The sequence below is a fragment of the Tessaracoccus lubricantis genome, assembly GCF_039544535.1.
GTDB lineage: Bacteria > Actinomycetota > Actinomycetes > Propionibacteriales > Propionibacteriaceae > Arachnia > Arachnia lubricantis.
The window spans coordinates 211,736-236,489 of sequence record NZ_BAABLV010000008.1 but is presented as its reverse complement, the minus strand read 5'-3'; the positions used below and the strand labels follow the sequence as shown (position 1 = coordinate 236,489).

Below are 24,754 nucleotides of genomic sequence, written 5' to 3'. Positions count from 1 at the left end.
CCCCGGTGGGGTTTGTTCGCCGGCGCGGGGTTCACCGGGGCAGGAGCGCCCCGAGGCCGAGCTGAGCGGCATTGGCCGCCACCTCGGCCGCCACCACGATGTCGCTGGCCGCGTTGCCCAGGTTCTGGCAGAGCAGCCGCCCCGACGGGCGGGGCCCACCAAGGTGGCGTCCGACCCACCCGGTGGCCGGCGGGTACCGCTCCCCCATCTTCACCGGCGCCACCGCGGCGAACTGGTCGACGTCGTCTGACCACACCGTGCAGGTGGCGGCCAGCTCGGGGCCCACCGAGCTGGCATAGTCGAGCGGCAGGAGCACCACGTCGTCGCGCAGGTTGCCACAGTCGAGTTGCGTGCCGTGCAGGCCGATGGGCAGCCCCGTGACGATGGCGCGGGCGCCCCGGAGCGCCTCCCGCGACTGCGTCACCCCGATCTCCATCCCGAGGCCACCGGCGAACTCCTGCAGCGGTGTCAGGGCCTCGGCGCGACGGCCCACGACGGTGACGTGGGCGTACCCGAGGGCCGCGAGCACTCGCAGGTGTGAGCGGGCCTGGGTGCCGGTGCCGACGAAGGCCACGGGCTCCGTCGTCGGGACGAAGGCCCTGAGGCATGCGCCGGTGACGGCTGCCGTTCGCAGCGCGGTGAGGGCGCCGGCCGCCATGACGCACACGGGCAGGCCGGTCTCTGCGTCGCAGACGACCATGAGCCCGGCGGCGGTCGGCAACCCGCGCTCGGCGTTGGCCGGCACCAGCGTGATCCACTTGCAGCCGAGCAGCCCGGGCGCGGCCACCGGCATGGCGTCGGCGAAGGCGTTGGCCCCGAAGGTCACCTGCGGCTTGGGCGGCACCTGCACAGCGCTGCCCGCACGCAGCCTCAGGGCCTGGGCCGCGAGCTCCACCGCGCGCAACGGGCCCGGTAGCGCCGCGGTGACGTCGGCGTCGGCCAGGTACCGCAGCTGGTCAGACAAGGACTGCGGCGCCGGGGCCCTCGACCGCCTGCACCCCGCCCAGCACCCACGACTGCACGCCGCGGCCGTTCAGCAGGCGCAGCGCGGCGTCGACCTCGGACTGCGGCACCATGGCCACCATGCCCACGCCCATGTTCAGCGTGGCGTCGATGTCGGGCTGCGACACCTCGCCCAGCTGCTGCACGAGCCGGAAGATCGACGGTGGGGTCCAGCTCGAGCGCTGCAGCACCGCGGTGTGGTCGTCGGGCATGACCCGCGCGAGGTTGTTGGCGAGGCCGCCGCCGGTGACGTGGCTCATGGCGTGCACCTCGACGTTGCGGATGAGGTCGAGCACGTCGAGCGCGTAGACCTTGGTGGGCTCGAGGAGTTCCTCGCCCAGCGTGCGGCCCAGGTCGTCGACGTGCCGGTCGAGGCTCCAACCGGCCTGCTGGAGGAGCACGTGGCGCACCAGCGAGTAGCCGTTGGAGTGCAGGCCGGAGGACGCCATGCCGATGACGGCGTCGCCGACGCGCACGCGGTGGGCGCCCAGGATCTTCGACTTCTCGACGACGCCGGTGGTGGCGCCGGCGATGTCGTACTCGTCGGGCCCGAGCAGGCCCGGGTGTTCGGCGGTCTCGCCGCCGATGAGGGAGCAGCCGGCGGCGACGCACGCGTTGGCGATGCCCTGCACGATGGCGGCGATGCGTTCGGGGACGACCTTGCCGCACGCGATGTAGTCGGTGACGAACAGCGGCTCGGCGCCGGCGACCACCAGGTCGTCGACCAGCATGCCGATGAGGTCGAAGCCGATGGTGTCGTGCTTGTCCATGGCCTGCGCGATGGCCACCTTGGTGCCCACGCCGTCGGTGGAGGTGGCCAGCACCGGGTGGTCGTAGTCCTTGAACGCGGCGGCGTCGAAGAACCCGGCGAACCCGCCGAGCCCACCCAGCACCTCGTGCCGGTTGGTCCTGGCCACGTGGGCCTTCATCAGTTCGACGGCGCGGTCTCCGGCCTCGATGTCGACGCCTGCGGTGGCGTAGGCACTCTGGTTCACGATACCTCCAGGTTCAGCAGCTTGGCCTGAGCGGGTGGGATGGCCACGGGGTACTTGCCGTCGAAGCAGGCGCGGCACATGTTGCCGGCCGGCACGGTGGTGGCCTCGGTGAGGCCGTCGAGCGAGATGTAGCCGAGCGAGTCGGCGCCGATCGAGCGGCAGATCTCGTCGACGGTGAGGCCGGGCGCGATCAGTTCGTTGCGGGTGGCGAAGTCGATGCCGAAGAAGCAGGGCCACTCGACCGGCGGCGAGGAGATCCGCACGTGCACCTCCGCGGCGCCCGCCTCGCGCAGCATCCGGACGAGGGCGCGCTGCGTGTTACCGCGGACGATGGAGTCGTCGACGACGACGAGGCGCTTGCCCGCGATGACGTCCTTGAGGGGGTTGAGCTTGAGCCGGATGCCGAGCTGGCGGATGGTCTGCGTGGGCTGGATGAACGTGCGGCCGACGTAGGCGTTCTTGACGAGGCCCTGTCCGTAGGGGATGCCAGAGCCCTGCGCGTAGCCGATGGCCGACGGCGTGCCGGAATCCGGCACCGGGATGACCAGGTCTGCCTCGACGGGATGTTCCTCAGCCAGCTTGCGGCCGATGTTGACCCGCACGGAGTGCACGTTGCGGCCGGCGATGGTGGTGTCGGGGCGCGCCAGGTACACGTACTCGAAGATGCAGCCCTTCGGGTCTGGCGCGGCGAAGCGCTGCGCGCGCAGGCCCCGCTCGTCGATGGAGATGAACTCCCCGGGCTCGACCTCGCGCACGAAGCTGGCACCGACGATGTCCAGTGCGGCGGTCTCGGAGGCCACGACCCAGCCGCTCTGCAGGCGGCCGATCACCAGCGGGCGCATGCCGTGCGGGTCCCGCGCGGCGTACAGCGTGGTCTCGTCCATGAACGTCAGGCAATAGGCGCCGGTGAGGCGCGGCAGCACCTTGAGCGCGGCCGCCTCGAGCGAGCCCTCGTCGAAGCTGGCGATCAGCGCCGAGATCAGCGCGGTGTCACTGGTGGAGTCCATCACGCGGTTCTTGTGCGGCACCGACTCGCTGGGCGCGAGCTCGTGGAGCCACCCCTCGAGTTCCTCGGTGTTGGTGATGTTGCCGTTGTGCGCCAGCGCCAGGCCGCCGTGCGGGGTGGCGCGGAAGGTGGGCTGCGCGTTGTTCCACTCGCTGGCGCCGTGCGTGGAGTAGCGCGTGTGGCCGATCGCGAGCCTGCCCGGCAGCGACTTCAGCGTGGACTCGTCGAAGACCTGCGAGACCAGCCCCATGTCCTTGAACACCATGATGCGGTTGCCGGTGCTGGCCGCGATGCCGGCCGACTCCTGCCCGCGGTGCTGGAGGGCGAACAGCCCGTAGAAGGTCAGCTGGGCGACATCCTCCTCGGGCGCGAACACGCCGAAGACGCCGCATTCTTCCTTGGGGCCCTCGTAATCCCTGGGATCGTCAGTGCTGATCACCCGCCAAGCCTACCGCCCACGCGCCGTGGAGCCCCCATCGTCGGTCAGCCCTGATACAGCGCCACCTGCGTGGCCTTCAGCACGGCGACGACGGGCTCGCCGGGCGCGAGGGCCAGTTCCCGCACCGCCTCAGGGGTCAGATCCGCCGCCATGCGCTGCCCCGCGACGGCCAGCGTGACCCGCTGCACCGGCCAGCGGTCCTCGACCAGTTCGACGACGGCGGGCAGCTCGTTGCGCGGGCTCCCGTGCGGCGCCGCCCGGAACACGGACACGGCGGTGGGTGGGAAGACGGCGCGCGCCTCGCCGTCGACCAGGCCCTCGTCCGCGAGCCCGGCCACCGAGATGCCCCCACCCAGCGCCAACGCTCCCCCGTGGGCCCTGCCGCGCAGCAGGTTGAGGCCGACGAAGTGGGCCAGGAACTCCGTCGCGGGCCGTTGCACGGTGTTCTCGACCGGGCCACCCCCCGCGAGGGAGCCGCCGTGCAGCTCGATCACGTGGTCGGCCAGCGCCACGACGTCGAGGAAGTCGTGCGTCACCAGCACCGTGGTGAGCCCGCGCAGGCGCACGCGGAGCAGTCGACGCAACTCGGGCGTCACGGTGGCGTCCAACGCGGCGAAGGGTTCGTCGAGGAGCATGACGTCGGGGTCGATGGCGAGCGCCCGCGCCAGCGCCACGCGCTGCGCCTGCCCGCCCGACAGTTGGGAGGGGCGCCGGGAGCCGAGGTCGGCGAGGCCCACCCCGGACAACTCCCGCGCGGCGCGCTCCAGCGCCGCCGCCCTGGTCGCACCCCGCGAGCGGGGCCCGAAGGCGACGTTGTCCAGCACGCTGAGGTGCGGGAACAGGAGGGCGCGTTGCCCGAGGTGACCGATGCGGCGCCGGTGCACCGGCACAATGCGCCCGGGGGCGGAGACGGTCTCGCCGAGGAGCGACACGGAACCGGCGTCCGGCGCCAGGCTGCCTGCGATGAGCTGGACCAGGCTGGACTTGCCCGCGCCGTTCGGCCCCACGACGGCGACGGTCACGCCTTCGGGGATGCCGACGGCCAGGTCGAGCCCGCGCGAGGCCACCGTCGCATCGATGCGCACCGCGTCAGTCATGCACGCTCCTCAGGCCGTGGGAGACGCCGACGATGGCGGCGGCCACCGCGAGGAGCACGACGGCGAGGGCGAGCGCGAGGTCGGTGTCGCCCTCGCGGAGCAGGTAGATCTCCAGCGGGAGGGTCCGCGTGACGCCCTGCAGAGATCCGGCGAAGGTCAGCGTGGCGCCGAACTCGCCCAGGGCCCGGGCGAACGCCAACGCAGTGCCCGAGCCCACGGCAGGGGCGAGCATCGGCAGCGTGACGGTGAAGAACGTGCGGGTGGGGCTGGCCCCGAGGTGCGCCGCGGCGCGTTCGTAGTCGTCGCCGGCCGCGCGCAGGGCGCCCTCCATCGACACCACGAGGAACGGCAGCGCCACGAACGTCTGCGCGGCGATGACCGCCGCCGTCGTGAACCCGATCTCGATCCCCAGCACCGAGAGCGGCTGGCCGATCAGCCCGCGGCGGCCCAGCGTGATCAACAGGGCGAGGCCGGCGACGACGGGCGGCAGCACCATCGGGACGGTCACGAGCGTGCGCACCCAGCGCGCCCAGCTGCCCCTCGCGCGGGCCAGCACCAGGGCAGTGGGCGCGCCGAGGGCCAGCACGATCAGCGTCGAGACCACGCACGTGCCGATGCTCAGCGTCAGCGCGTCCATGGCGCGCTCGGAGGCGAGCAGTTCGGGCAACCGGGCCCACGGGGCGCGGATCACCAACCCCAGCAGGGGGACGGCGAGCAGGGCGACGGCGGCACCGAACGGCAGCCACGCCCACCGTGGCACGTTCATGCGGGCGGCCCGAAGCCGAGGTCCTGCAACTGCGCGCCCCACTCGCCCGCGAGCCGGTCGACGAAGGCCCGCGCGGCGTCCGGGTGCGGTGCGCCGCGCACGACGGCCACCCAGTAGGTGTTGGGGTCCGCCTCGGCGCCCGGTACCGAGATGACCTCGACGGCGCCCGACGCCGCCGCGTCTGTGGCGTAGACGAGGCCGGCGTCGGCCTCTCCCGACTCGACCTTGCCGAGCACGTCGGTGACCTTGGTCTCCTCCGACACCGGGCGCAGCGTCAGCCGGTGGGCGCCGGCCAGGCGCTGCGCGGCGGCGCCGCAGGGCACCTCAGGCGCGCAGACGACCAGCTTGGCGCCGTCGAGCGACGCGTCGAACCCCGTCACGGCGGCGGGGTTGCCCGTCGGCACCACCAGCACCAGGTGGTTGGTGGCGAACATCCGGGGCTCGCCGTCGATGAGCCCTTCGCCGACGGCGCGGTCCATCGTGCGCCGGTCCGCCGAGGCGAACACATCTGCGGGGGCGCCGGCGGCGAGCTGGTCGACGAGCCCGGACGAGCCGTCGAAGGAGTACTGCGCCCGGGGCTCGATTCGCGGCAGGACCTCGGCCAACGAGGCGGCGGCGAACACGACCGGACCCTCGCCCGCAGGGGAGCCGCAGGCCGCCAGTGCCAGGGCGAGCGCCGCGACGGTGACTGCAGCCCGCATGGCACCTCCTCCGCTGGTCATGGCGCCGATCATCGCCTACAACCTATCGCCTAGGCTGAGGCCCATGAGCCATCCCGCCGCCGTGATCACCTGCTCCGACCGCGCGTCCGCCGACATCTACGAGGACCGCTCCGGACCCATCGCCGTGGCGGCGCTCCAGGAGCTCGGCTTCGACGTGTCGGGGCCGGTCATCGTGCCGGACGACCCTGAGCAGATCCGGCTCGCCATCGCCTCGGCGGTCGACGGCGGCGCGCGCATCGTCGTGACCACGGGCGGCACCGGGGTGAACCCTGCCGACGTGACCGTGGAGGTCACGCGCGACGTCATCGCCTACGAGGTGCCCGGGCTGATGGAGGAGGTCAGGCGCCGGGGCGCCGAGAAGCAGCCGCTGGCTCTGTTGAGCCGTGGTGTCGCGGGGGTGCTGGCGTTGCCTGACGCCAAGCGCGCGCTGATCATCAACGCGCCCGGGTCGAGGGGCGGCGTGCGTGACACTCTGACCGTGGTGGGGCCGCTGTTGCACCACGTGGTGGACCAATTGGACGGCGCAGACCACGACATGAGCGCCCCGCCGTCTGCGGGTTAGGAGCGCCAGCCCCTGTCGTGCAGCCGCGCCACGCCGTCGAGGATGAGGTCCAGCGCGAACTCGAACTCGAAGTCCTCGTCACACGGTGAGCCCGTCGCGATCGCGACGATCGCCGGGTATTCCTCAGCCATCCTCGACGCCAGCGCCGCGAGTTCGGCCGGGTCCTCCGGCGGCACGACGGCATCGGGGTCGTCGAACGCCTCGGGGCTGAAGCCCCAGATGCGGTGGCCGAGCGCGTGCATGGCGTGGTGCGTGAGGTCGGGCGAGATCCCGCCCCGGATGAAGGCGCCCGCCAGCGAATCCATGTGCCCGAGGACGGCCGGCGTCCGTGTCGCGCGAGACTCGATGGCACGCCGCGCCCAGGGGTGCTGGAGCAGGACCCGGCGCGCCGAGAGGACCCGGCCGCGGACCTCCGCCTGCCACTCCCCCTGCGAACCAGCAGGGTCGTAGCGGCCGATGAGTTCGTCGACCATGGCGCCGACGAGGTCCTCCTTGTTCCTCACGTGCCGGTACAGCGCCATCGGCACCACGCCCAGCCGTCCCGCGACCGAGCGCATGCTCACGGCGTCGAGGCCATCGGCGTCGGCCAGTTCGACGGCGGCCTCGACCACCCGCTCCCGCGTCACCCGCTCGCTCGTTGACATGTGTACACCGTACACATAGTCTCCGTGTGTACGCCGTACACACAAAGGATGGCCCCATGTACCGCACCGCCTCGCTCGCCACCGGGCTGCTCTACCTCTTGACCATCGTCACATCGATTCCCGCCTTGGCGCTCAAGGCCCCCGCGCTGGCGGATCCCGGCGCGGAGGGTGCGCGCACGGCACTTCAGTGGGCCGCGGTGCTGGAGATCGCCTTGGCGCTCGCCTGCATCGGCACGGCGGTGGCCATCTACCCCGCGCTGCGCTCGCTGCATCCCACGCGCGCCCTCGGCTTCGTGGCGGCTCGCACGTTGGAGGCCGGGCTGGTGATGCTGGGCGTGGTGGCCATGCTGTCGGTCACGGCGGCGCGCGAGGCCGCGCTGGTCGCGGTGCACGACTGGGCGTTCCTGCTGGGCCCCGGCCTGATCCCTGCGGTCAACGCGGCGCTGTTGGGCAGCGCGCTCCACCGGGCCCGCCTCGTGCCGCGGGCCATCCCCGTCGTCGGCCTGATCGGCGCCCCGTTGCTGGCCGTGTCTGCTGGGTTGACGCTGTTCGGGCTGGTGCCGCAGGTGTCGCCGGTGGCCGGGCTGCTGGCGCTGCCCATCGTGCTGTGGGAGCTCGGCCTGGGCCTGTGGCTGACATTCCGGGGGCTACGGGCGCACCCAGTCGCCTGAGCGGCCGCCGCTCTTGGCGGTGATCCTGGCCGAGACGATCTCCGCTGAGCGGTCGACGCCCTTGACCATGTCGACGACGGCCAGCGACGCCACAGTGACGGCCGTGAGCGCCTCCATCTCGACGCCGGTACGGTCCGCCGTGCGCACGGTGGCCGTGATGTCCACGCCGCCGTCGGTGATCTCGAGGTCCACCACGCAGCCGTGCACGCCGATGACGTGCGCCAGCGGCAGCAGGTCGGGCGTCTTCTTCGCCGCGGCGATGCCGGCGATGCGGGCCACGGCGAGCACGTCACCCTTGGGGACGGTGCCGGAGCGTAGCGCCTCGACGACCTCCGGCGAGGTGCGCACCGTTGCGACGGCCGTGGCGGAGCGGACCGTCGGCTGCTTGGCGGTGACGTCGACCATGCGGGCCTGGCCCTGGGCATCGAGATGCGTGAACTCCATGGGAGCAATCTAGCGAACGGCACGAGCCGTCAGCGGCCCATCTCCGACGGGGATTCGCACCTGTGGCGGAATTGTCGGAGGCCGGCTTTATCTTGGGTACATGGTTTCGGCAGCGGTGTTCCAAGCGCAGATCGAGGCTGCCGCCGTGCTCGCGGGGCAGCTGGCGCAGTTCCACGTCTCGGTCATCGACCACGCCGTCGGCCTGCTCACCGACGAGAACTGGGCCGGAGACGGCATCCGTTCGCCCGAGCACTGGCTCCAGGTCTACTTCTGCCTCTCACCCGCCCAGGCCACGGGAGTGGTGAAGATCGCGCAGCGGCGCACCGCCATGGAACCGGTACTGAGCATGATGGGCGAAGGGCGGCTCTCGCTTGACCAGGCCATGGTGATCGCGGTGCACACGCCAGACACGTACGTGGCGTCCGTGGCTCGCATGGCGGAGTTCACCACGGTGGTGCAGTTGCGCCGCACGCTGTCGAAGTACGTCTTCGACGACCATGACGTCAAGCGTCCCATCCAGCCCGAGAAGCCCACGCCCAGGCCGGTGGAGTTCCGCACCTATTCGACGGTGTACAACGGCAGGTACAGCCTGCGCCTCGAGACGGATCTGGCAGACGGCGAGCTCATCGAGACCGCCATCCGGGAGGCCAAGGACGCGCTGTTCAAGGCCGGAGACACCGACGCCACGCTCTATGACGGCTTCCTCGAGGTGTTCAACCGTTCCCTCACAGGCGTGGAGTCCACGTCGCGGCAGTCCAAGTACCGCGTGCTGCTCCACCTCGACACCTCGGGCAACGGCTGGCTCAACAAGAAGGGTGCCGTACCGGAGCACCTGTTGCGTCGCCTCACGTGCGACGGTGCCGTCGTGCCCGTGTGGGAGACGGAGGGCGAGCCCGTCAACGTGGGTCGCACCCAGCGGATCGTCCCGCTGCGCACCCGTCGGCTCATCGAAGACCGCGACAAGGGGTGCCGCTACCCTGGCTGCCCCGTCACCCGGTTCGTGGAGGCCCATCACGTCATCCACTGGATCGACGGCGGCCGCACGGATGCCAAGGAGTTGGTCTCGCTGTGCCCCAGGCACCATGACCTGCACCACCGGGGCCTGTACAGCATCACCCTGGGCCGGTCACCGGGCCAGTTCAACTTCTTCGGACGCGGTGGCCTGCCCATCGCACCGCCCCCACGCGGCAACCCGCCGCCCCGCCCCGAATACCCGCCGGGAAAGTGGCAACTGGCCCACCGGGGGCAGAGCATCGACCCGGTTTCCGTGTACTTCACCCCGCAACGCGAATAGCTTGGGGTCCATGCCCCTGTTCACCGTCGGTCACTCGGACAGAAGCCTCGAGGAATTCGTCGAACTGCTCACCGCCCACGGGGTCGGCGTGCTGGCCGACGTGCGCAGCCTGCCCGGATCCCGCAAGTTCCCGCACTTCAACAGTGACGTGCTCGCCGCAACGCTCCCGGCACAGGGCATCGAGTACCTACGGATCGAGGACCTGGGCGGGCGACGGAACAAGTCGAAGACCGTGGACCCGTCCGTCAACGGCATGTGGCGCAACCAGAGCTTCCACAACTACGCCGACTGGGCGCTGGGCGAGGAGTTCGAGCAGGGCCTCGCACGATTCCGCGCGCTGGAGGCCAGCCGCCCCACGGTCATGTGCTCAGAGGCCGTGTGGTGGCGGTGCCACCGTCGGATCATCGCCGACCACCTCCTGGCCCATGGTTGCGACGTGCGCCATATCATGTCGCCCACCAAGGCAGACCCGGCCACCCTCACACCGGGCGCCCAGGTGGCGGCCATGACCGTCACCTACCCGGGATAGCCATCGAGTCGGCGCTTGCCTGGCACGACGCGGGACGCTTAGCGGGCGCGGTGAAGTCTTGGAGAGGATCAATGCCCTCCTCCTCGACATTCAACGCAATGGCAACGAGGCATGGCAAACCCGAGGCGCTCCGGCACGACTTTGCGGGCTACTGGTCCCGCCGGATCACTGACGAACATCGTCTGATCTACAAGATCGTGCGCGATGAAGTCCGTATCGCCGCCTGCCGGTACCACTACGGATAGAGATCGCTTGCGCGGCAGATGCGCACCGAGAAATGCGTGTGTTGCCTGACTGCAGCGTCTGGCTGCACCAGAGTCTGAGATGCCGCCGCGGACGGAGCTTTCAGGGCCGCCGTGGCGCCGGATTGATGGCGTCCCCAGACCAGCTCATGTTGTCGTCCACATCAACCTCGAACGCTTCAAGAGCGGGATCGGCGAGAACGGCTTCCGCGACAGCGCGCTCGCAGCCGAGCAGCGTGAAGGCGAAGTCGATCTCGGTGGCCAGACACCACACGTGATCGTCCGGCCACACGAGGTTGGCCGACTGCGCGAGATCTTCGCCCTCGACCCACGTCTCGTGCGCGGCCAGGGGCGCCCGGAACAAGCGGTAGCGCCGGTGTGGCAGGGCCAACACCGGCTCGACGCCTCCGGGGATCCGGCTCGGCACCGGGATCTCGTGGGTCGTCAGGTCGGGGTGGTGCGCCTCGACAGCGCCACCTCCCCAGAACCCGTAGCCCTCCCACACCGCGTAGGTCACCTCCCCAGACGCCGGCAGGTGCGCGCGCAGCGCGTCGTGGTCGGGGCGCGGGAGATGACCCTCCGGCGGCCACGAGTCCGGGTCGTGCAGGGCGTCGCACATGTGCCGCCACTGCGCCAGTGGATGCAGGACGCGTCCGTCGGACGACGCGACCTCCTGCCAGCGGCGTCCGTCGTGTGGCGAGGCAGGGTCATATCGCAATGGTGGCATGTCCGTCGCCTGCCTGCTGAGGGGCGCGGATCGGACCACGTGAGCCGCGATGCCCTCGCCCAGTGAGAGTGAGGAACTCGTGGGCCGAAACCATGCGCAACTAGTCACGGCACGTCAGGGCGCATTGGCCGCGCCCATGTTCAGGCCCCGTCCGCAGCAAAGGCCACCTCACAGACTGCAGCATGAGCGTGAGATACCACACTGGTATCATGATGGCATGGCTATGACACTCCGGCTGGAACCTGAGGACGAGAAGGCCCTCGCGCTGCTCGCCGAGGCCGAAGGGGTGAGCAAACAGGAAGCCACCGTACGTGCTATCCGAGAAGCAGCCGCACGACGACTCCGCGAGGACAAGGTGCGGCTGCTGTCCACCGCGGCTCGGGCCCGCTACGCCGATCTGCTCGACCGGTTGGGCCAGTGATCGAGTACCTCACCCTTGAAGATGTCTTGTCGTTGGTGGAGGACCTTGGAGTTGGTCCCGTTCGCGACATCGGATTGCTCGACTCCGCGGTCCACCGTCCGCGGGTGAGCGTCTTCGGTCGGGATGCGTATCCCGGTCTCGATGACAAGGCAGCGGTGTTGCTGGAATCGTTGGTCGGCAACCATGCCCTGGTCGACGGGAACAAGCGTCTGGGCTGGCTGTCGCTGGTGGTGTTCTACGGACTCAATGGCATCGACTTGGATGCGCCTGACGACGAGGCGTACGACCTCGTGATCGCGGTCGCCAGCGGTACCGCGACGTACCAGGAGGTATCGACGCGCCTCGCGTCTTGGCACTGACCACCAGCGGCATGACCGGGCGTATCTGCGCCTCCTTGGCTGTCGCGCCGATCCACCAATCTGGCCCGACGTCACGACCCTCAAGCGTGTCCAGCCGCTCCCGCGCATGGCGAACAAGCTCGTCAGGAAGGCGCACCGCGTGTTCGTGGATGTCGCGCGAGAGACCCTCAGCCAAACGTACGTGCCGTCGGTGTACTCAACGGCACCTTTGTTCATGCCGCAGAAACGGCACGGCGAGCAGCCCATGAAGGTACGAAACAGTGTGCCGTTGGACGTCGGCGTGGTGGACGATCCGGTCGATCATCGCGGCGGCGACAACCTGGTCTCGGAACACTCCTCCCCAGCCGGAGAACGGGAGGTTCGAGGTGAGGATCAGGGAGGCGTGTTCGTAGCGGGATGAGACGAGTTGGAAGAACAGGTTCGAGCAGATCGAGCAGGGAATCAGGCGGGTAGAGAACGCAGTTTCGGCCGATCTCTTGGATCGGCTCCGCGAGGGTGCCCCAGAGTTCTTCGAACGGGCAGTAGTAAGGCTTCTGGTGGCAATGGGATACGGCGGAGCTGAGGGCCGTTCACAGGTGACCCGAACATCCGGTGACAAAGGGATCGACGGGATCATTGACTCCGACGCGCTCGGAATCAAGCGCGTCTACGTCCAAGCCAAGCGGTATGCCGCTGACAGCTCCATCGGCCGCCCCGCGCTTCAGGGGTTTGTGGGTGCCCTCAGCGGAAAGGGAGATGCTGGCGTCTTCATCACCACATCCCGATTCACGCGGGAGGCAATCGACTACGCCGACCGCACTCCGACGCGCCTCATCCTCATCGATGGGCACAGACTCGCTTCGCTGATGATCCGCTACGAGGTGGGCGTTCAAGTCACAAACACTTACCGATCAGTGGAACTGGACGAAGACTTCTTCGAGTAGCTGGCCGCCCAGCGCTCGCTCCGGCCTCACGCGTCCACTCTGACAGCGGCATGATCGCGCATCTGCTCGTTGCTCTGCTAATAGGGGGCCATTGCCACCTACGAAGTCGGGTTCGCGGCCGCGGATGCCCTAGCTTCGGGTGAGCAGCACCTCGACGGTCTCGCCCGGGGCGTCGAGGTCTTCCGGCACCACGGCAATCCCGTCGGCCAAGTGCAGCGACGCCACCAGGTGTGAGCCGGAGCCCCGCGCGTGCGACGGCGCCACGCCCCCGTCGACGATCCGCACCGGGATGTACTGCCGGCGCCCCGGCGCCTTTCGCCAGAGCTGGCGCACCGGCAGTGTGAGAAGCTCCGTCTGCCCCTCGGCGCCACCGAAGGCTCGTAGCAGCGGGCGCAGGAACAGCCACGCCGACACCCACGCGCTCACGGGGTTGCCGGGGAAGCCGAGGAACGCCACGGGGCGACCGTCGGGCGCGCGCAGCAGCCCGCTGGCCTGCGGCTTGCCGGGCTGCATGGCGACCTTCACGAAGTCGATGTCACCCTCCACCACCTGGCGGACCACCTCGAAGGCGCCCACGGACACGCCACCGGTGGTGACCACGACGTCGGCGGCCAGCGCCTCGTCGAGCGCCGCACGGAACTCGTCCGGATCGTCGCCGACGGCGCGCCGCAGCAGCACCTCACCCCCGAAGCGCGCGACCAGGCCGGCCAGCAGGTACGAATTCGAATCCGGAATCTGCCCGAAGCCCAACGCCTCGCCGGGCGCCATCAGCTCGTCGCCCGTCGCCAAGACCGCGACGCGTACCCGGCGCCGCAGGGGCACCGTCGCATACCCGATCGATGACGCGGCACCCGTCGCCTCCGGCCCCCACACGGAGCCCGCACGCAGCACGGCATCGCCCACGGCGACGTCCTCGCCCCGCCGCCGGACGTGGCGCCCGGCGGCCACGGCCTCGCGCGCCACCACCCACTGGGGCAGCGGCACGTCGCCCATCGGCTGGTCCGTCAGTTCCACCGGCACCACGGCGTCGGCTCCGGGCGGCATCGGGGCACCCGTCATGATCCGGGCGCACTCCCCCGCCCCCACCTCGGGCGCGGACGAGGCGCCGGCCGGGACATCGCCCACGACACGCAGCCGGGCCCCTGCGGCGGCATCAGCCGCGCGCACCGCGAAACCGTCCATCGCGGAGTTGTCGAACGGCGGCACGGCGAACCGCGCGGCCAGGTCCTCGGCCAACACGCGCCCCGCCCCCTCCGAGACGGACACGTCCTCGGCGGGCAGCACGGTGGCCAGCGCCAGCACCCGCTCGAGGTACTCCTCGACGCTCAGCATCACGCGGCCTTGCGCAACGGCAGTACCGACCAGCGGCCACGGGCCGCGTCGAGCACCATCACCCGCCCCACCAGGGGTTCGCCGTACCCGGCGAGCAGCTTGACCGCCTCGGTCGCCTGCAGCGACCCGATCTGGCCCACCATGGCCCCCAGCACGCCGATGTCGGTGGCCTTCGGGTACTGGCCGTCGGCGGGCTCGAACGGGATGAGGTCGCGCAGGTACAGGCGGTTTCCGTACGCGTCCGGCACCCCGAACACCGAGCACTGCCCCTGCATGCCGACGGCGGTGGCCCACACCAGCCGGGCCCCCACGGCCTCGGCCGCATCGGAGATGAGGAACTTCGCGCCGAACGTGTCGCAGCAGTCCATCACCAGGTCGTAGCCGGTGAACAGTTCCTTGGCCCGCTCCAGGTCCACGTACTCCGGGTACTCCTCGACGGTGACGTCGGGGTTCAACGCCCGCAACCGCTCGGCGCCGGAGACGGCCTTGTTGCGGCCCAACTCGGTGTGCAGCACCTGGCGCTGCATGTTCTTCAGCTCGACGTGGTCGCCGTCCACGACCCCGATCCGGCCGACGCCTGCCGCCGCCAGGTACGGCAGGGCAGCCGAGCCGAGGCCGCCGGCCCCGATCACGAGCACCGACGACGCGAGCAGCCGCTGCTGCCCCTCGACGCCCATGCCCACCACGTCGATGTTGCGGACGTAGCGCTCGAGCTGTGCCTCGGTCAGGTCCGGATGGTTCACGGGCACTCCGACCACTCGTGCGTGCCGTCGGCGAGGAACTGCTTCTTCCAGATGGGCAGCACCTCCTTGACCCTGTCGACGAGGTCCGAGGCGCAGGTGAACGCCTGCTTCCGGTGCGAGGCGGCGACCGCGACGAACAGCGCCACTCCCCCGATCCCGAGGTGCCCGACGCGGTGCTGCGCCGCGATCGCGTGCACGCCGTCGCGGCCCTCGAACTCGGCGATCACCCCAGCCATCACGTCGGAGGCCGACGGGTGGCCGACGTACTCGATGGCCGTGACGGCCTTGCCATGGTCGTGGTTGCGCACGACCCCGGCGAACGTCACGACGGCGCCGGCCCGGTCGTCGGAGACCGAGGCCAGGAGCGCGTCGGTGTCGATGTCGTTCGAGGTCACTGCGGCGAAGCTGGTCACGCCCGCCATGCTAACTGGGGCGCGGCGCGCCGGGGCGCGCGTACCGGACCCACGCGATCACGATGCACATCACTGCGAAGGCGGCACCGATGACGTAGAACACCGTCGGCGACATGATCGTCAGGCCCACGCCGAACAGGAACGGGCCGAAGGCCGCGATGGCCCCGGTCCAGCCGATCACGCCGCCTGCCTGACGCCGCTCGAAGATCATCGGCATCTGCTTGAAGGTCGACGCGTTGCCGATGCCGGAGAACAGGAAGATCGCGAGCATGCCCCACAGGAACAGGTTGAACGAGCCCTTCAGCGCCTCGGCGCTGCTGTAGTCCGGGGTCAGCGACGGGATGGTGATCAGGATGGACGCGAGGATGCCGATGCCCGAGATCAACGTCCAGATGGCGCCGCCCATGCGGTCGGTCAGCGGGGAGAACAGGATGCGGGCGCCGGCGCCGACGAGGGGGCCGAGGAAGACGAACTTCACCGGGTCGGGCAACGCATAGCCCTCGATCAGCACCCGTGCCGTCTCTCCAGAGCCCTCGACGATCATCGGGTTGTACGCGCCGTAGAGGTTGGCCATGAGGAGGCCGAACTGGGCCGACAGGCCCGAGAAGGTGCCGAACGTCATGATGTACAGCAGCGTCATCAGCCAGGTGTCAGGGTTGCCGAAGATGTCGAACTGCTGCTTGATGTTGGCCTTGACCGGCACCGACTTCAACGCGATGTAGGCCCAGATGGCGCCGGCGATGATGAACGGGATGTAGACCAGCGCCGAGTTCTGGTACCAGACGGTGACCGGGTCCTTGCCCGCGTTGACCATCTGCTGCGAACCCAGGAACGCGAACATGCCGAACGAGATCAGCCACGGCGTCAGCAGCTGCACCAGCGAGACACCGAAGTTGCCGATGCCGGCCTGCAGGCCCAGCGCGGTGCCCTGCATGCGCTTGGGGAAGAAGTAGGACGTCGACGGCATGAAGCCGGAGAACGCGCCACCACCGATGCCGGCGAGGAACGACAGGCCCATCAACCGCCAGTAGGGCACGTCCGGGTTGGTGACCTCGAAACCCCAGCCGAGCACGGGAAGGATCAGCAGGAGGGTGGTGAGCGTCACCATCTTGCGGGTGCCGATCTTCGGCGGCAGGACCATCCACACCAGGCGCAGCAGGCCACCGGACAGGCCGGGCATCGCGGCCATCCAGTACAGCTGCGGCCGGGTGAACGTGAAGCCCAGTGCGTTGAGCTTCGGGATGATGGCGCTGGGCAAGAACCACGCGACGAAGCACAGCGTCAGCGTGAACGTCGAGATCGTCAGCGTGTTCCACGCGAGCTTCTTGTCCCACTTGGACTCGTCCTCGGGATCCCACGAGACGAGCCAGTCGCCCTTCGTCTCCAGCTTCGTCGTACTCATTGCCTGGCCTCCTCCATGGGTCGTTCGATCGTGCCGGCGAGTTCCGGCGTCTTCTCGTGGAGCATCTGGACGATCGTGATGTGCATCCACGCGGCGCAGATCACCGTGAGGATGAAGATGACGAAGAACGTGCTGCTCGGGAAGCCCGACCACGTCTTCGAGTAGGCGAACAGCGGCGGCAGGATGAAGCCGCCCAGCCCGCCGAGCATGCCGACGAGACCGCCGACGGAACCGACGTTGTCGGGGAAGTATTCGGGGATGTGCTTGAACACCGCCGCCTTGCCGAAGCCCATCGCGCAGCCCAGCAGGAACACCAGCAGCACGAACCAGGGCAATTCCATGGCGTAGCGCAGGTGCTCGGTCTCCGAGCCGTCCGGGTGGACGATCGTGATGTGGCCGTTGGGCATCATGAGGATGCCGCTGGTCACCAGCATCAGCGCGAACGTCCAGTACATGACCTTGCGGGCGCCCCACCGGTCGCTCATCCACCCGCCGACGGGGCGCAGCAACGAGGCGGGGAAGATGAACGTCGCCGTCAGGAGGCCGGCCACGGCCAGGTCGATGTCGAAGTTGTCGACGTAGTACTTGGGCAGCCACGCCGACAGCGCCACGTACGCGCCGAACACGGCCACGTAGTAGAGGCTGAAGCGCCAGACGCGCACGTTGCGCAGCGGCTTGAGCATCTCGGAGACGGGCTTCGCGCTGCCCGGTGCCCGGTCGACGTGCGGCACGACCACCCAGGTCACGATGCCGGTGATGACCAGCAACACGGCGTAGATCACGGGGATCAGGCGCCACCCGCCCTGGATGCCCAGGAACAGCGTCGAGCCCGCCGTCGAGGCGATCAGCACCGGGCCGATGAACTTCGTCACCGACGCACCGACGTTGCCCGCGCCGAACACGCCGAGCGCCAGGCCCTGGCGCTGCTTGGAGTGCCAGGCGGAGTTCCATGCGGTGCCGACGGAGAACAGGTTGCCGGCGAAGCCCACGAGGAACGCCAGCACCAGCAGCATCGCGTAGTTCTGCGCCGTCGAGACCAGGTAGGCCGGGATGGCGCAGGCGAACAGGAGGAACAGGGTGACGCGACGGCCGCCGATGCGGTCGGCGAGGATGCCGGCGGGTAGCCGCCACATCGACCCGTTGAGGACGGCGAGGGCGGAGATCCAGCTCAGTTCCTCGTCGGAGAGCCCCAACTCCTTCTGGATGGGGATGCCGAGGATGCCGAACATCAGCCACACGGCGAACATGAGGGTGAAGGCGATGGTGGACATCGTCAACACCCGGCCGGCGCCCTTACCGGTGTCGTGGATGGGCGCGACCTCGATGAGGTGTTTGCTCACTCGCGTCTCTCTAGCGTCGGGTCTGCTCGTTGTCGCGGGTGCCGACCGGCTCCCAGCCGCGGCCCGTGCGCGTGGCGGAGGGGCGCGGCGACGTGTCGCGGGACCGGTACACGATGTAGGGGCGGAACAGGTAGTGGAACGGCGCCGAGAACGCGTGCACCAGGCGGGTGAAGGGCGTGATCGCGAACAGGAGCAGCCCGATCAGCACGTGCACCTGGAACTGCCACGTGGAGGCGCCCATCGCCTCGACCTCGGGCTGGAGGACGAACAGCGAGCGGAACCACACCGAGACGGTCTCGCGGTAGTTGTGCTCGGTGCCGTCGGCGTACATGCCGCCGGTCAGCGTGGCCGCCATGCCCATGCCGATCACGCCGGCGAGCACGAGGTACATGATCTTGTCGTTCCAGGTGGTGGCGTTGAACACCGACCCCGTCCGACGACGACGCCAGATCAGCATTGCGAGGCCGACGACGAGCGCCAGCCCGGCGAGCCCGCCACCGTAGTAGGCACCCAGGTGGTACATGTGCTGGTCGATGCCGACCCAGTCGGTCAACGCCTTCGGCACCAGTAGGCCGACGAGGTGCCCGATGAGCACCGCGATCAGCGCGTAGTGGAACAGCGGCGAGGCGACCTTGAGCAGCTTCGACTCGTACATCTGCGACGAGCGCGTCGTCCAGCCGAACTGGTCGAACTTGTAGCGCCAGATCAGGCCCCCCACCAGCACCAGGAGGACGACATAGGGCAGCACGCCCCAGAGAAGGAAATTCATCGGACGGCTCCCTGCATCGTCGGGTACGGCAGGAAGGTGTTCTCCACGCCGACTGTCTCGGTGGGCGGTCCGGCCAGCAGGTCACGGACCTCGGCGCGCGAGGAGGGCGAGGCACCGCCCAGCTCGCGGCAGATCGCTGTCAGCAGCCCCTCCTGGGGCAGCTTGTCCTCGGCAAGGCCGATGCGCAGCAGCTCGAGCGAGGCACGGAACTTGTTCAGCAGCGCCACGCCGAGTTCGGGGTGGCCGACGGCGGCGAACTCCAGCACCATCGGCAGGAAGTCCGGCAGTTCGCCGTCGAGGTCGACCAGCAGGCCGGAGTCGCGGTAGGTCTGCTTGATCGCCGCCAGCACCTCGCCGCGACGACGGGTGTCGCCGTCGGTCCAGTACGTCAGGTGCAGCGCGTGGCGGCGCGACAGGTCGAACTCCTGCACGTGCCACGACTGCAGCTCCATCAGCGGCTGCGACCGCAGGTGCGCGATCGTGGGTGCGAAGTCAGGCGCCGCGGCGGTGGTGGCCACGGCCTCCTCGATCAGGTCGAGCCGGTCGAGCAGCTGCTCGTCCGGGTAGGTCAGCAGCAGACCCGCGGCCTGGAAGACGACTGCGCTCATCTACGCCCCGCTCGGGTCGGTCTGGCGGGCCTTGGCGGCGGCGTAGCTCTCGATCGCCACGGGCACCGCGCGTCCGGAGGACGAACCGAACGGGCCGTCGCCGCCCGCCCCGGGGCCGCCCTCGAAGTCGAGCGAGCAGCCCATCTCCTCCAGGTTGTGGGCCTGTTCGCGGTGGGCCTTCGGGATGACGTAGCGGTCGTCGTACTTGGCGATGGCCAGGAGCCGGTACATCTGCTCCATCGCCTCCGGTTCCATCCCGACGGCGTGCGCCAGCTCCGGCTGCCGCTCGCGGCCGAGCGTCACGTCACGCATGTACGAGCGCATGGCGGCGAGCTTCTGCAACACGAGCCTGACCACCTCGACGTCGCCCGCGGTGAACAGCTCCGCGAGGTACTCCAAGGGGATGCGCAGCGTGTCGATGGCGCCGAACAGGTTGCCGCCGGCCTCCGAGTCGTGGCCCTGCTCCTTGAGCAGGTCGACCACCGGCGACAGCGGCGGCACGTACCAGACCATCGGCATCGTGCGGTACTCCGGGTGGAGCGGCAGCGCCACCTTGAAGTGCTTGATCAGCGCATACACCGGGGAGCGTTGCGCGGCCTCCAGCCAGTCGGACGGGATGCCGTTGGCCTTGGCGTCGCGGATGACGTCCGGGTCGTTCGGGTCCAGCATGAGGTCGAGTTGGGCCTCGTACAGGTCCTGGTCGTCGACGAGCGCGGCCTTGGTGACCATGTCGGGGTCGTACAGGATGATGCCGATGTAGCGCAGCCGTCCGACGCAGGTCTCGGAGCACACCGTCGGCAGGCCCACCTCGAGGCGGGGGTAGCAGAACGTGCACTTCTCGGCCTTGCCGGAGCGGTGGTTGAAGTAGATCTTCTTGTACGGGCAGCCGGTGATGCACTGGCGCCAGCCGCGGCACTTGTCCTGGTCCACCAGGACGATGCCGTCCTCGGCCCTCTTGTAGATGGCGCCCGACGGGCACGCGGCCATGCAGGAGGGGTTGAGGCAGTGCTCACAGATGCGCGGCACGAAGAACATGAAGGTCTTCTCGTACTCCGCCTTGATCTTGATGTTGGCCTCGTCGCGCAGCTTGCGCACGATCGGGTCCTCGTCGAGGGTCTCGTGGATGCCGCCCAGGGAGTCGTCCCAGTTGGCCGAGGCCGTGATCGCCATGTTGTCGCCCGTGATGAGCGACTTCGGGCGCGCCACCGGGAAGTCGTCGCCGAGCGGGGCCTGGATGAGGTTCTCGTAGTCGTAGGTCCACGGCTCGTAGTAGTCGGACAGTTCGGGCTGTACCGGCGAGGCGAAGATGCTCAGCAGCTTCTTGAACCTGCCGCCGGAGCGCAGCTTGAGCCGGCCCGACTTGGTGCGGACCCAGCCGCCCTGCCACTTCTCCTGGTCCTCGTAGGTGCGGGGGTAGCCGAGCCCCGGGCGGGTCTCGACGTTGTTGAACCAGACGTACTCGGTGCCGGCGCGGTTGGTCCACGCCTGCTTGCACGTCACGGAGCACGTGTGGCACCCGATGCACTTGTCCAGGTTCATCACCATGGCCACCTGGGCCATGACACGACGCTGCCTTGCCATCAGTACTGAACCTCCTGCGAGCGGCGGCGGACCGTCGACACGATGTCGCGCTGCACGCCGGTGGGGCCGATGTAGTTGAACGCGTACGCCTGGTGCGCGTAGCCACCGATGAGGTGGGTGGCCTTGAGCAGGATGCGCGTCACCGAGTTGTGGATGCCGCCGCGGCGGCCGGTGGCCTCCGACTTCGGCACGTCGATGGTGCGTTCCTGCGCGTGCTGCACGTAGCAGATGCCGTCGGGCAGCTTCGGGGTGACGACGGCCCGGGCCACGAACACGCCGTTGGCGTTGGTGAGCTCGATCCAGTCGTTGTCGCGCACCCCGATCGACGCGGCGTCGGCGACGCTGAGCCACGCCTGCGGGCCGCCGCGGCCCAGGCTGAGCATGAACAGGTTGTCCTGGTACTCGGAGTGGATGGACCACTTGTTGTGCACCGTCAGGTAGCGCAGCGTGATCTGCTTCGCCCCCGTGGGCCCGAGTTCGGGCTCGCCGTAGGCGGCCGACATGTCGAGCGGCGGCCGGAACGTCGGCAGGTTCTCGCCCGCGTCGGTCATCCAGTCGTGGTCGAGGAAGAAGTGCATGCGGCCCGACAGCGTGTGCCACGGCTTGAGCCGCTCCACGTTGATCGTGAACGCCGCGTAGCGGCGGCCGCCCGTCTCCGAGCCGGACCATTCCGGGGAGGTGATGACCGGCTGCGGCGCCTGCTGCGTCTGCGCGAACGTGATCTGCCGCTCCTCGCTGCCCTCGGCCAGATCTGCCAGCTTGCGGCCGGTCTTCTTCTCGAGGTTGCGGAAGCCCTGCGTGGCCAGTTCGCCGTTGGTGGTGCCCGAGAACATCAGGATGGCCTCGGCCAGGCGCTTGTCGGTGTTGATCGCCGCGCGACCCTCGGCGGGGCCGGACGGGTAGACACCGTGCATCTTGGCGAGCTTGTCCACCTGGTGCGACACGTCGTAGGTGATGTTCTTGACGGTGAAGCCCAGCTTCTCCGCCAGCGGCCCGACCGTCAGCAGCTTGTCGGCGATCGCGGTGTAGTCGCGCTCCACCACCTGCAGCACCGGCAGGTTCCTGCCCGGCACCGCCGGCAGGTCGGTACCGCGCCAGTCGGGGACGGTGCCGCCGGGTTGGGCCAGCTGGCCCGCCGTGTCATGCTGCATGGCCACGGCCACCAGGTCCTTGCGCGTGTCGAGGCGGCCCTTGGCCATCTCGGAGAACTTCGTCGCGAGGTCGGCGAACACGTCGAAGTCGGACTTCGTCTCCCACGGCGGGTCGATCGCCGGAGTGAACGCGTGGACGTACGGGTGCATGTCGGTGCTCGACAGGTCGTACTTCTCGTACCAGGTGGCGGCCGGGAAGACGATGTCGCTCAGCAGGGTGGAGCTGGTCATGCGGAAGTCCGCGGTGATCAGCAGGTCGAGCTTGCCCTCCGGCGCCTCGTCGTGCCACTGCACCACCTCAGGCCGCAGGTCTGCCCCGTGCTGATTCTCCATCACGTTGTTGTGCGTGCCGAGCAGGTGCTTGAGGAAGTACTCGTTGCCCTTGGCCGAGGAACCGAAGAGGTTCGAGCGCCACAGGATCATCGTGCGCGGCCAGTTCTGCGGCGCGTCGATGTCCTCCACCGCGCTCTTGAGTTCTCCCGACTTCAGCTTGGCCGCCACGTACTCCTGCGGCGTGGCGAAATCGCCCCGGTCGACGGCGGCCTGGGCCTCGTCGGCCAGGTCCAGCGGGTTCGCGTCGAACTGCGGGTAGAACGGCATCCAGCCCAGCCGGTGCGACAGGGCCACCGCGTCTGCGGTGTGCACGCCGTCGAGGCTGCCGGTCGACAACGGCGACTTGATCCTGTCCGCCGAGAAGCCGTCGGTGCGCCACTGGTCGGTGTGCATGTACCAGTAGGCGGTGCCGATCATGGTACGCGGCGGGCGCGACCAGTCCATGGCGTTGGCCATGTTGAACCAGCCCGTCATGGGGCGGCACTTCTCCTGGCCGACGTAGTGGGCCCAGCCGCCGCCGTTCTTGCCGATGCAGCCCGTAAGCATGAGCAGCGCCATGATCGAGCGGTAGGTGGTGTCGGCGTGGAACCAGTGGCAGATGCCGGCGCCGATGATGATCATCGTGCGGCCCTGGGACTCCTCCGAGTTCTGCGCGAACTCGCGGGCGGTGCGGATGCAGGCCTCGGCGGGCACGCTGGTGATCTCCGCCTGCCACGCGGGCGTGTACGGCGAGTCGACGTCGTCGTAGTCCTTCGCCCACACGCCGGGCAGGCCGTCGCGGCCCACGCCGTACTGCGCGAGCATGAGGTCGAAGACGGTGGTGACGAGGTGGTCGCCCACCCGCCTGGCCGGCACGCCGCGGCGGATGATCGAGCCGACGCCCTTCGGGTCCTCGAACACCGGCAGCGCCACCTCGACGCCCTGGGCATCCGCCTCGCCGAGCATCGTCATGGCGGGGTCGATCTCACCCAGTTCCAGGTTCCACTGGCCGGCGCCGTCCTCGTTGTAGCGGAAGCCCATCGAGCCGTTCGGCACGGCGGGTGCGCCCGCGGCCCGGTCCCACATGACGGTCTTGAACGCGGCGTCGGGCTTGTCGGCGTGCTCGGGCAGGTCAGCCGCGGTGAGGAACTTGCCGGCGGTCAGGCCGTGGCCGTTGGGGTGGTCGACCAGCGTGATCAGCATGCCGAGGTCGGTGTACTGCTTCACGTAGTCGCGGAAGTACGGCACCTCACGGTCGACGAAGTTCTCCTTGAGGATCACGTGGCCCATCGCCATGGCCAGCGCGGCGTCGGTGCCGGCCTGCGCGGGCAGCCACTCGTCGGCGAACTTCACGTTGTCGGCGTAGTCGGGCGAGACCGTGACCACCTTGGTGCCGCGATAGCGCACCTCGGCCATCCAGTGGGCATCGGGCGTGCGCGTCACCGGCACGTTGGAGCCCCACATCATGAGGTACGTGGCGTCCCACCAGTCGCCGGATTCCGGCACGTCGGTCTGGTCGCCGAAGACCTGGGGCGAGGCGACGGGGAGGTCGGCGTACCAGTCGTAGAAGCTGGTCATCGCGCCGCCGATGAGGTGCGTGAAACGGGTGCCGATGGCGTGGCTGACCTGGCTCATCGCCGGGATGGGCGAGAACGAGACGCAGCGGTCGGGTCCGTAGTGCTTGATGGTGTTGACGTAGCTGGCCGCGGCGATCTCGAGCGCCTCGTCCCAGCTGATCCGCACGAGGCCACCCTTGCCGCGGGCCTGCTGGTAGCGGCGCCGCTTGGCCGGGTCCGTGGAGATCTCGCGGAAGGCCTCGACAGGGTCACCCAGGCGCTTCTTCGCCTCGCGGTACATCTCGATGAGCACGCCGCGCCCGTACGGGTAGCGCACCCGCGTGGGCGAGTAGGTGTACCAGGAGAACGCCGCGCCGCGCGGGCAGCCGCGGGGCTCGTACTCCGGCCTGTCAGGGCCCGTCGTCGGGTAGTCCGTCTGCTGCGCCTCCCACGTGATGATGCCGTCCTTGACGTACACCTTCCACGAGCAGGAGCCGGTGCAGTTCACGCCGTGGGTCGAACGCACCACCTTGTCGTGGCTCCAACGGTCGCGGTAGAAGACGTCGCCCTCGCGGCCGCCCTCACGGAACACCGCCCGTTCGTCGTCCGTCGTCTCCCAATCGGTGAAGTACCGCCCCAGCTTCAACAGGGCGTTTGACGCAGGGCCGTCGAGGCGCGCGGAATCAGTGCTCATGCGCACAGTC

The 24,754-nt window shown here is 69.4% G+C and carries 27 protein-coding genes; 8 read left to right on the top strand and 19 right to left on the bottom strand.

The genetic code is table 11. The features are described 5' to 3' along the window. Positions 1–31 precede the first annotated feature (31 nt). The 6 genes from ABEA30_RS03060 to modA are packed head-to-tail and all read right to left on the bottom strand — an operon-like array spanning position 32 to position 6,006. Positions 32–964: a hypothetical protein gene (locus ABEA30_RS03060; RefSeq protein ID WP_345578790.1), complete on the bottom strand. Its 933-nt coding sequence runs from the start codon at positions 962–964 to the stop codon at positions 32–34. Beyond that, positions 957–2,000 (bottom strand): phosphoribosylformylglycinamidine cyclo-ligase, encoded by a 1,044-nt coding sequence (gene purM / locus ABEA30_RS03055; RefSeq protein ID WP_345578838.1) that lies wholly within the window; start codon positions 1,998–2,000, stop codon positions 957–959. Before purM ends, ABEA30_RS03060 begins: the two co-directional genes overlap by 8 nt. Continuing rightward, positions 1,994–3,442, bottom strand: a complete 1,449-nt coding sequence (gene purF / locus ABEA30_RS03050) for an amidophosphoribosyltransferase (protein WP_345578787.1) — start codon at positions 3,440–3,442, stop codon at positions 1,994–1,996. The genes purM and purF overlap by 7 nt, the downstream gene beginning before the upstream one ends. 44 nt (positions 3,443–3,486) lie before the next feature. Next, on the bottom strand, positions 3,487–4,539 hold the full coding sequence (locus tag ABEA30_RS03045; RefSeq protein WP_345578784.1) for a sulfate/molybdate ABC transporter ATP-binding protein: 1,053 nt from the start codon (positions 4,537–4,539) through the stop codon (positions 3,487–3,489). Beyond that, positions 4,532–5,305 carry an ABC transporter permease gene (locus ABEA30_RS03040; protein ID WP_345578781.1) on the bottom strand — a complete coding sequence of 258 codons (774 nt, stop codon included), beginning with the start codon at positions 5,303–5,305 and terminating at the stop codon, positions 4,532–4,534. Before ABEA30_RS03040 ends, ABEA30_RS03045 begins: the two co-directional genes overlap by 8 nt. After that, on the bottom strand, positions 5,302–6,006 hold the full coding sequence (gene modA, locus ABEA30_RS03035; protein ID WP_345578778.1) for a molybdate ABC transporter substrate-binding protein: 705 nt from the start codon (positions 6,004–6,006) through the stop codon (positions 5,302–5,304). The genes ABEA30_RS03040 and modA overlap by 4 nt, the downstream gene beginning before the upstream one ends. 64 nt (positions 6,007–6,070) lie before the next feature. On the opposite strand from modA, the gene ABEA30_RS03030 reads away from it, so the two are divergent. Beyond that, positions 6,071–6,589: a MogA/MoaB family molybdenum cofactor biosynthesis protein gene (locus ABEA30_RS03030; RefSeq protein ID WP_345578775.1), complete on the top strand. Its 519-nt coding sequence runs from the start codon at positions 6,071–6,073 to the stop codon at positions 6,587–6,589. Here ABEA30_RS03030 and ABEA30_RS03025 read toward each other — a convergent pair. After that, entirely contained in the window at positions 6,586–7,233 is a 648-nt protein-coding gene (locus ABEA30_RS03025) for a TetR/AcrR family transcriptional regulator (protein ID WP_345578772.1), read from the bottom strand. The two genes, ABEA30_RS03030 and ABEA30_RS03025, sit on opposite strands and share 4 nt — an antisense overlap. A 56-nt stretch (positions 7,234–7,289) precedes the next feature. Between ABEA30_RS03025 and ABEA30_RS03020 the strand changes: the two genes are divergently transcribed. Next, positions 7,290–7,904, top strand: coding sequence for a DUF4386 domain-containing protein (locus ABEA30_RS03020; RefSeq protein WP_345578769.1), 615 nt, complete (start codon positions 7,290–7,292; stop codon positions 7,902–7,904). Here the strand turns inward: ABEA30_RS03020 and moaC are convergent. Further along, complete coding sequence (gene moaC, locus ABEA30_RS03015) at positions 7,881–8,357, bottom strand: cyclic pyranopterin monophosphate synthase MoaC (protein WP_425584598.1); 477 nt, start codon at positions 8,355–8,357, stop codon at positions 7,881–7,883. The genes ABEA30_RS03020 and moaC overlap by 24 nt on opposite strands. Before the next feature lie 91 nt (positions 8,358–8,448). On the opposite strand from moaC, the gene ABEA30_RS03010 reads away from it, so the two are divergent. From ABEA30_RS03010 to ABEA30_RS03000, 3 genes are all read left to right on the top strand, one after another. After that, on the top strand, positions 8,449–9,642 hold the full coding sequence (locus ABEA30_RS03010) for an HNH endonuclease signature motif containing protein (RefSeq protein WP_345578763.1): 1,194 nt from the start codon (positions 8,449–8,451) through the stop codon (positions 9,640–9,642). A 10-nt stretch (positions 9,643–9,652) separates the two neighbouring features. Beyond that, positions 9,653–10,171 (top strand): DUF488 domain-containing protein, encoded by a 519-nt coding sequence (locus ABEA30_RS03005; RefSeq protein ID WP_345578760.1) that lies wholly within the window; start codon positions 9,653–9,655, stop codon positions 10,169–10,171. Positions 10,172–10,242: 71 nt separating this feature from the next. Continuing rightward, on the top strand, positions 10,243–10,416 hold the full coding sequence (locus ABEA30_RS03000) for a Txe/YoeB family addiction module toxin (protein WP_345578757.1): 174 nt from the start codon (positions 10,243–10,245) through the stop codon (positions 10,414–10,416). A gap of 100 nt (positions 10,417–10,516) precedes the next feature. On the opposite strand, the gene ABEA30_RS02995 is transcribed toward ABEA30_RS03000, so the two are convergent. Next, positions 10,517–11,140 (bottom strand): hypothetical protein, encoded by a 624-nt coding sequence (locus ABEA30_RS02995; RefSeq protein WP_345578754.1) that lies wholly within the window; start codon positions 11,138–11,140, stop codon positions 10,517–10,519. A 217-nt stretch (positions 11,141–11,357) separates the two neighbouring features. On the opposite strand from ABEA30_RS02995, the gene ABEA30_RS02990 reads away from it, so the two are divergent. Continuing rightward, entirely contained in the window at positions 11,358–11,561 is a 204-nt protein-coding gene (locus ABEA30_RS02990) for a CopG family transcriptional regulator (RefSeq protein WP_227735400.1), read from the top strand. Continuing rightward, complete coding sequence (locus tag ABEA30_RS02985) at positions 11,558–11,920, top strand: type II toxin-antitoxin system death-on-curing family toxin (RefSeq protein ID WP_345578749.1); 363 nt, start codon at positions 11,558–11,560, stop codon at positions 11,918–11,920. The genes ABEA30_RS02990 and ABEA30_RS02985 overlap by 4 nt, the downstream gene beginning before the upstream one ends. Positions 11,921–12,116: 196 nt before the next feature. Here ABEA30_RS02985 and ABEA30_RS15905 read toward each other — a convergent pair whose 3' ends face one another. Further along, positions 12,117–12,293 carry an ATP-binding protein gene (locus ABEA30_RS15905; RefSeq protein ID WP_386085994.1) on the bottom strand — a complete coding sequence of 59 codons (177 nt, stop codon included), beginning with the start codon at positions 12,291–12,293 and terminating at the stop codon, positions 12,117–12,119. A gap of 103 nt (positions 12,294–12,396) precedes the next feature. On the opposite strand from ABEA30_RS15905, the gene ABEA30_RS02975 reads away from it, so the two are divergent. Continuing rightward, entirely contained in the window at positions 12,397–12,843 is a 447-nt protein-coding gene (locus ABEA30_RS02975; RefSeq protein ID WP_345578746.1) for a restriction endonuclease, read from the top strand. A gap of 129 nt (positions 12,844–12,972) precedes the next feature. Here the strand turns inward: ABEA30_RS02975 and ABEA30_RS02970 are convergent, their stop codons facing one another. From ABEA30_RS02970 to ABEA30_RS02930, 9 genes are read right to left on the bottom strand one after another with little or no spacing between them, the layout of a single operon-like run. After that, positions 12,973–14,175 (bottom strand): molybdopterin molybdotransferase MoeA, encoded by a 1,203-nt coding sequence (locus ABEA30_RS02970; RefSeq protein ID WP_345578743.1) that lies wholly within the window; start codon positions 14,173–14,175, stop codon positions 12,973–12,975. Beyond that, a complete protein-coding gene (locus tag ABEA30_RS02965) occupies positions 14,175–14,918 on the bottom strand; it encodes a HesA/MoeB/ThiF family protein (protein ID WP_345578740.1) in 744 nt (247 codons plus the stop codon). The genes ABEA30_RS02970 and ABEA30_RS02965 overlap by 1 nt, the downstream gene beginning before the upstream one ends. Next, on the bottom strand, positions 14,915–15,331 hold the full coding sequence (locus tag ABEA30_RS02960) for a molybdenum cofactor biosynthesis protein MoaE (RefSeq protein ID WP_345578737.1): 417 nt from the start codon (positions 15,329–15,331) through the stop codon (positions 14,915–14,917). The genes ABEA30_RS02965 and ABEA30_RS02960 overlap by 4 nt, the downstream gene beginning before the upstream one ends. A 10-nt stretch (positions 15,332–15,341) precedes the next feature. After that, positions 15,342–16,733, bottom strand: a complete 1,392-nt coding sequence (locus tag ABEA30_RS02955) for an MFS transporter (protein ID WP_345578734.1) — start codon at positions 16,731–16,733, stop codon at positions 15,342–15,344. Continuing rightward, on the bottom strand, positions 16,730–18,073 hold the full coding sequence (locus ABEA30_RS02950; protein ID WP_345578731.1) for an MFS transporter: 1,344 nt from the start codon (positions 18,071–18,073) through the stop codon (positions 16,730–16,732). Before ABEA30_RS02950 ends, ABEA30_RS02955 begins: the two co-directional genes overlap by 4 nt. 10 nt (positions 18,074–18,083) lie before the next feature. Continuing rightward, entirely contained in the window at positions 18,084–18,842 is a 759-nt protein-coding gene (gene narI, locus ABEA30_RS02945; RefSeq protein WP_345578728.1) for a respiratory nitrate reductase subunit gamma, read from the bottom strand. Beyond that, positions 18,839–19,450 (bottom strand): nitrate reductase molybdenum cofactor assembly chaperone, encoded by a 612-nt coding sequence (gene narJ, locus ABEA30_RS02940; RefSeq protein ID WP_345578725.1) that lies wholly within the window; start codon positions 19,448–19,450, stop codon positions 18,839–18,841. The genes narI and narJ overlap by 4 nt, the downstream gene beginning before the upstream one ends. Next, positions 19,451–21,031, bottom strand: coding sequence for a nitrate reductase subunit beta (gene narH / locus ABEA30_RS02935; RefSeq protein ID WP_345578722.1), 1,581 nt, complete (start codon positions 21,029–21,031; stop codon positions 19,451–19,453). Beyond that, positions 21,031–24,744 (bottom strand): nitrate reductase subunit alpha, encoded by a 3,714-nt coding sequence (locus ABEA30_RS02930; protein ID WP_345578719.1) that lies wholly within the window; start codon positions 24,742–24,744, stop codon positions 21,031–21,033. The genes narH and ABEA30_RS02930 overlap by 1 nt, the downstream gene beginning before the upstream one ends. Between the last annotated feature and the right edge of the window lie 10 nt (positions 24,745–24,754).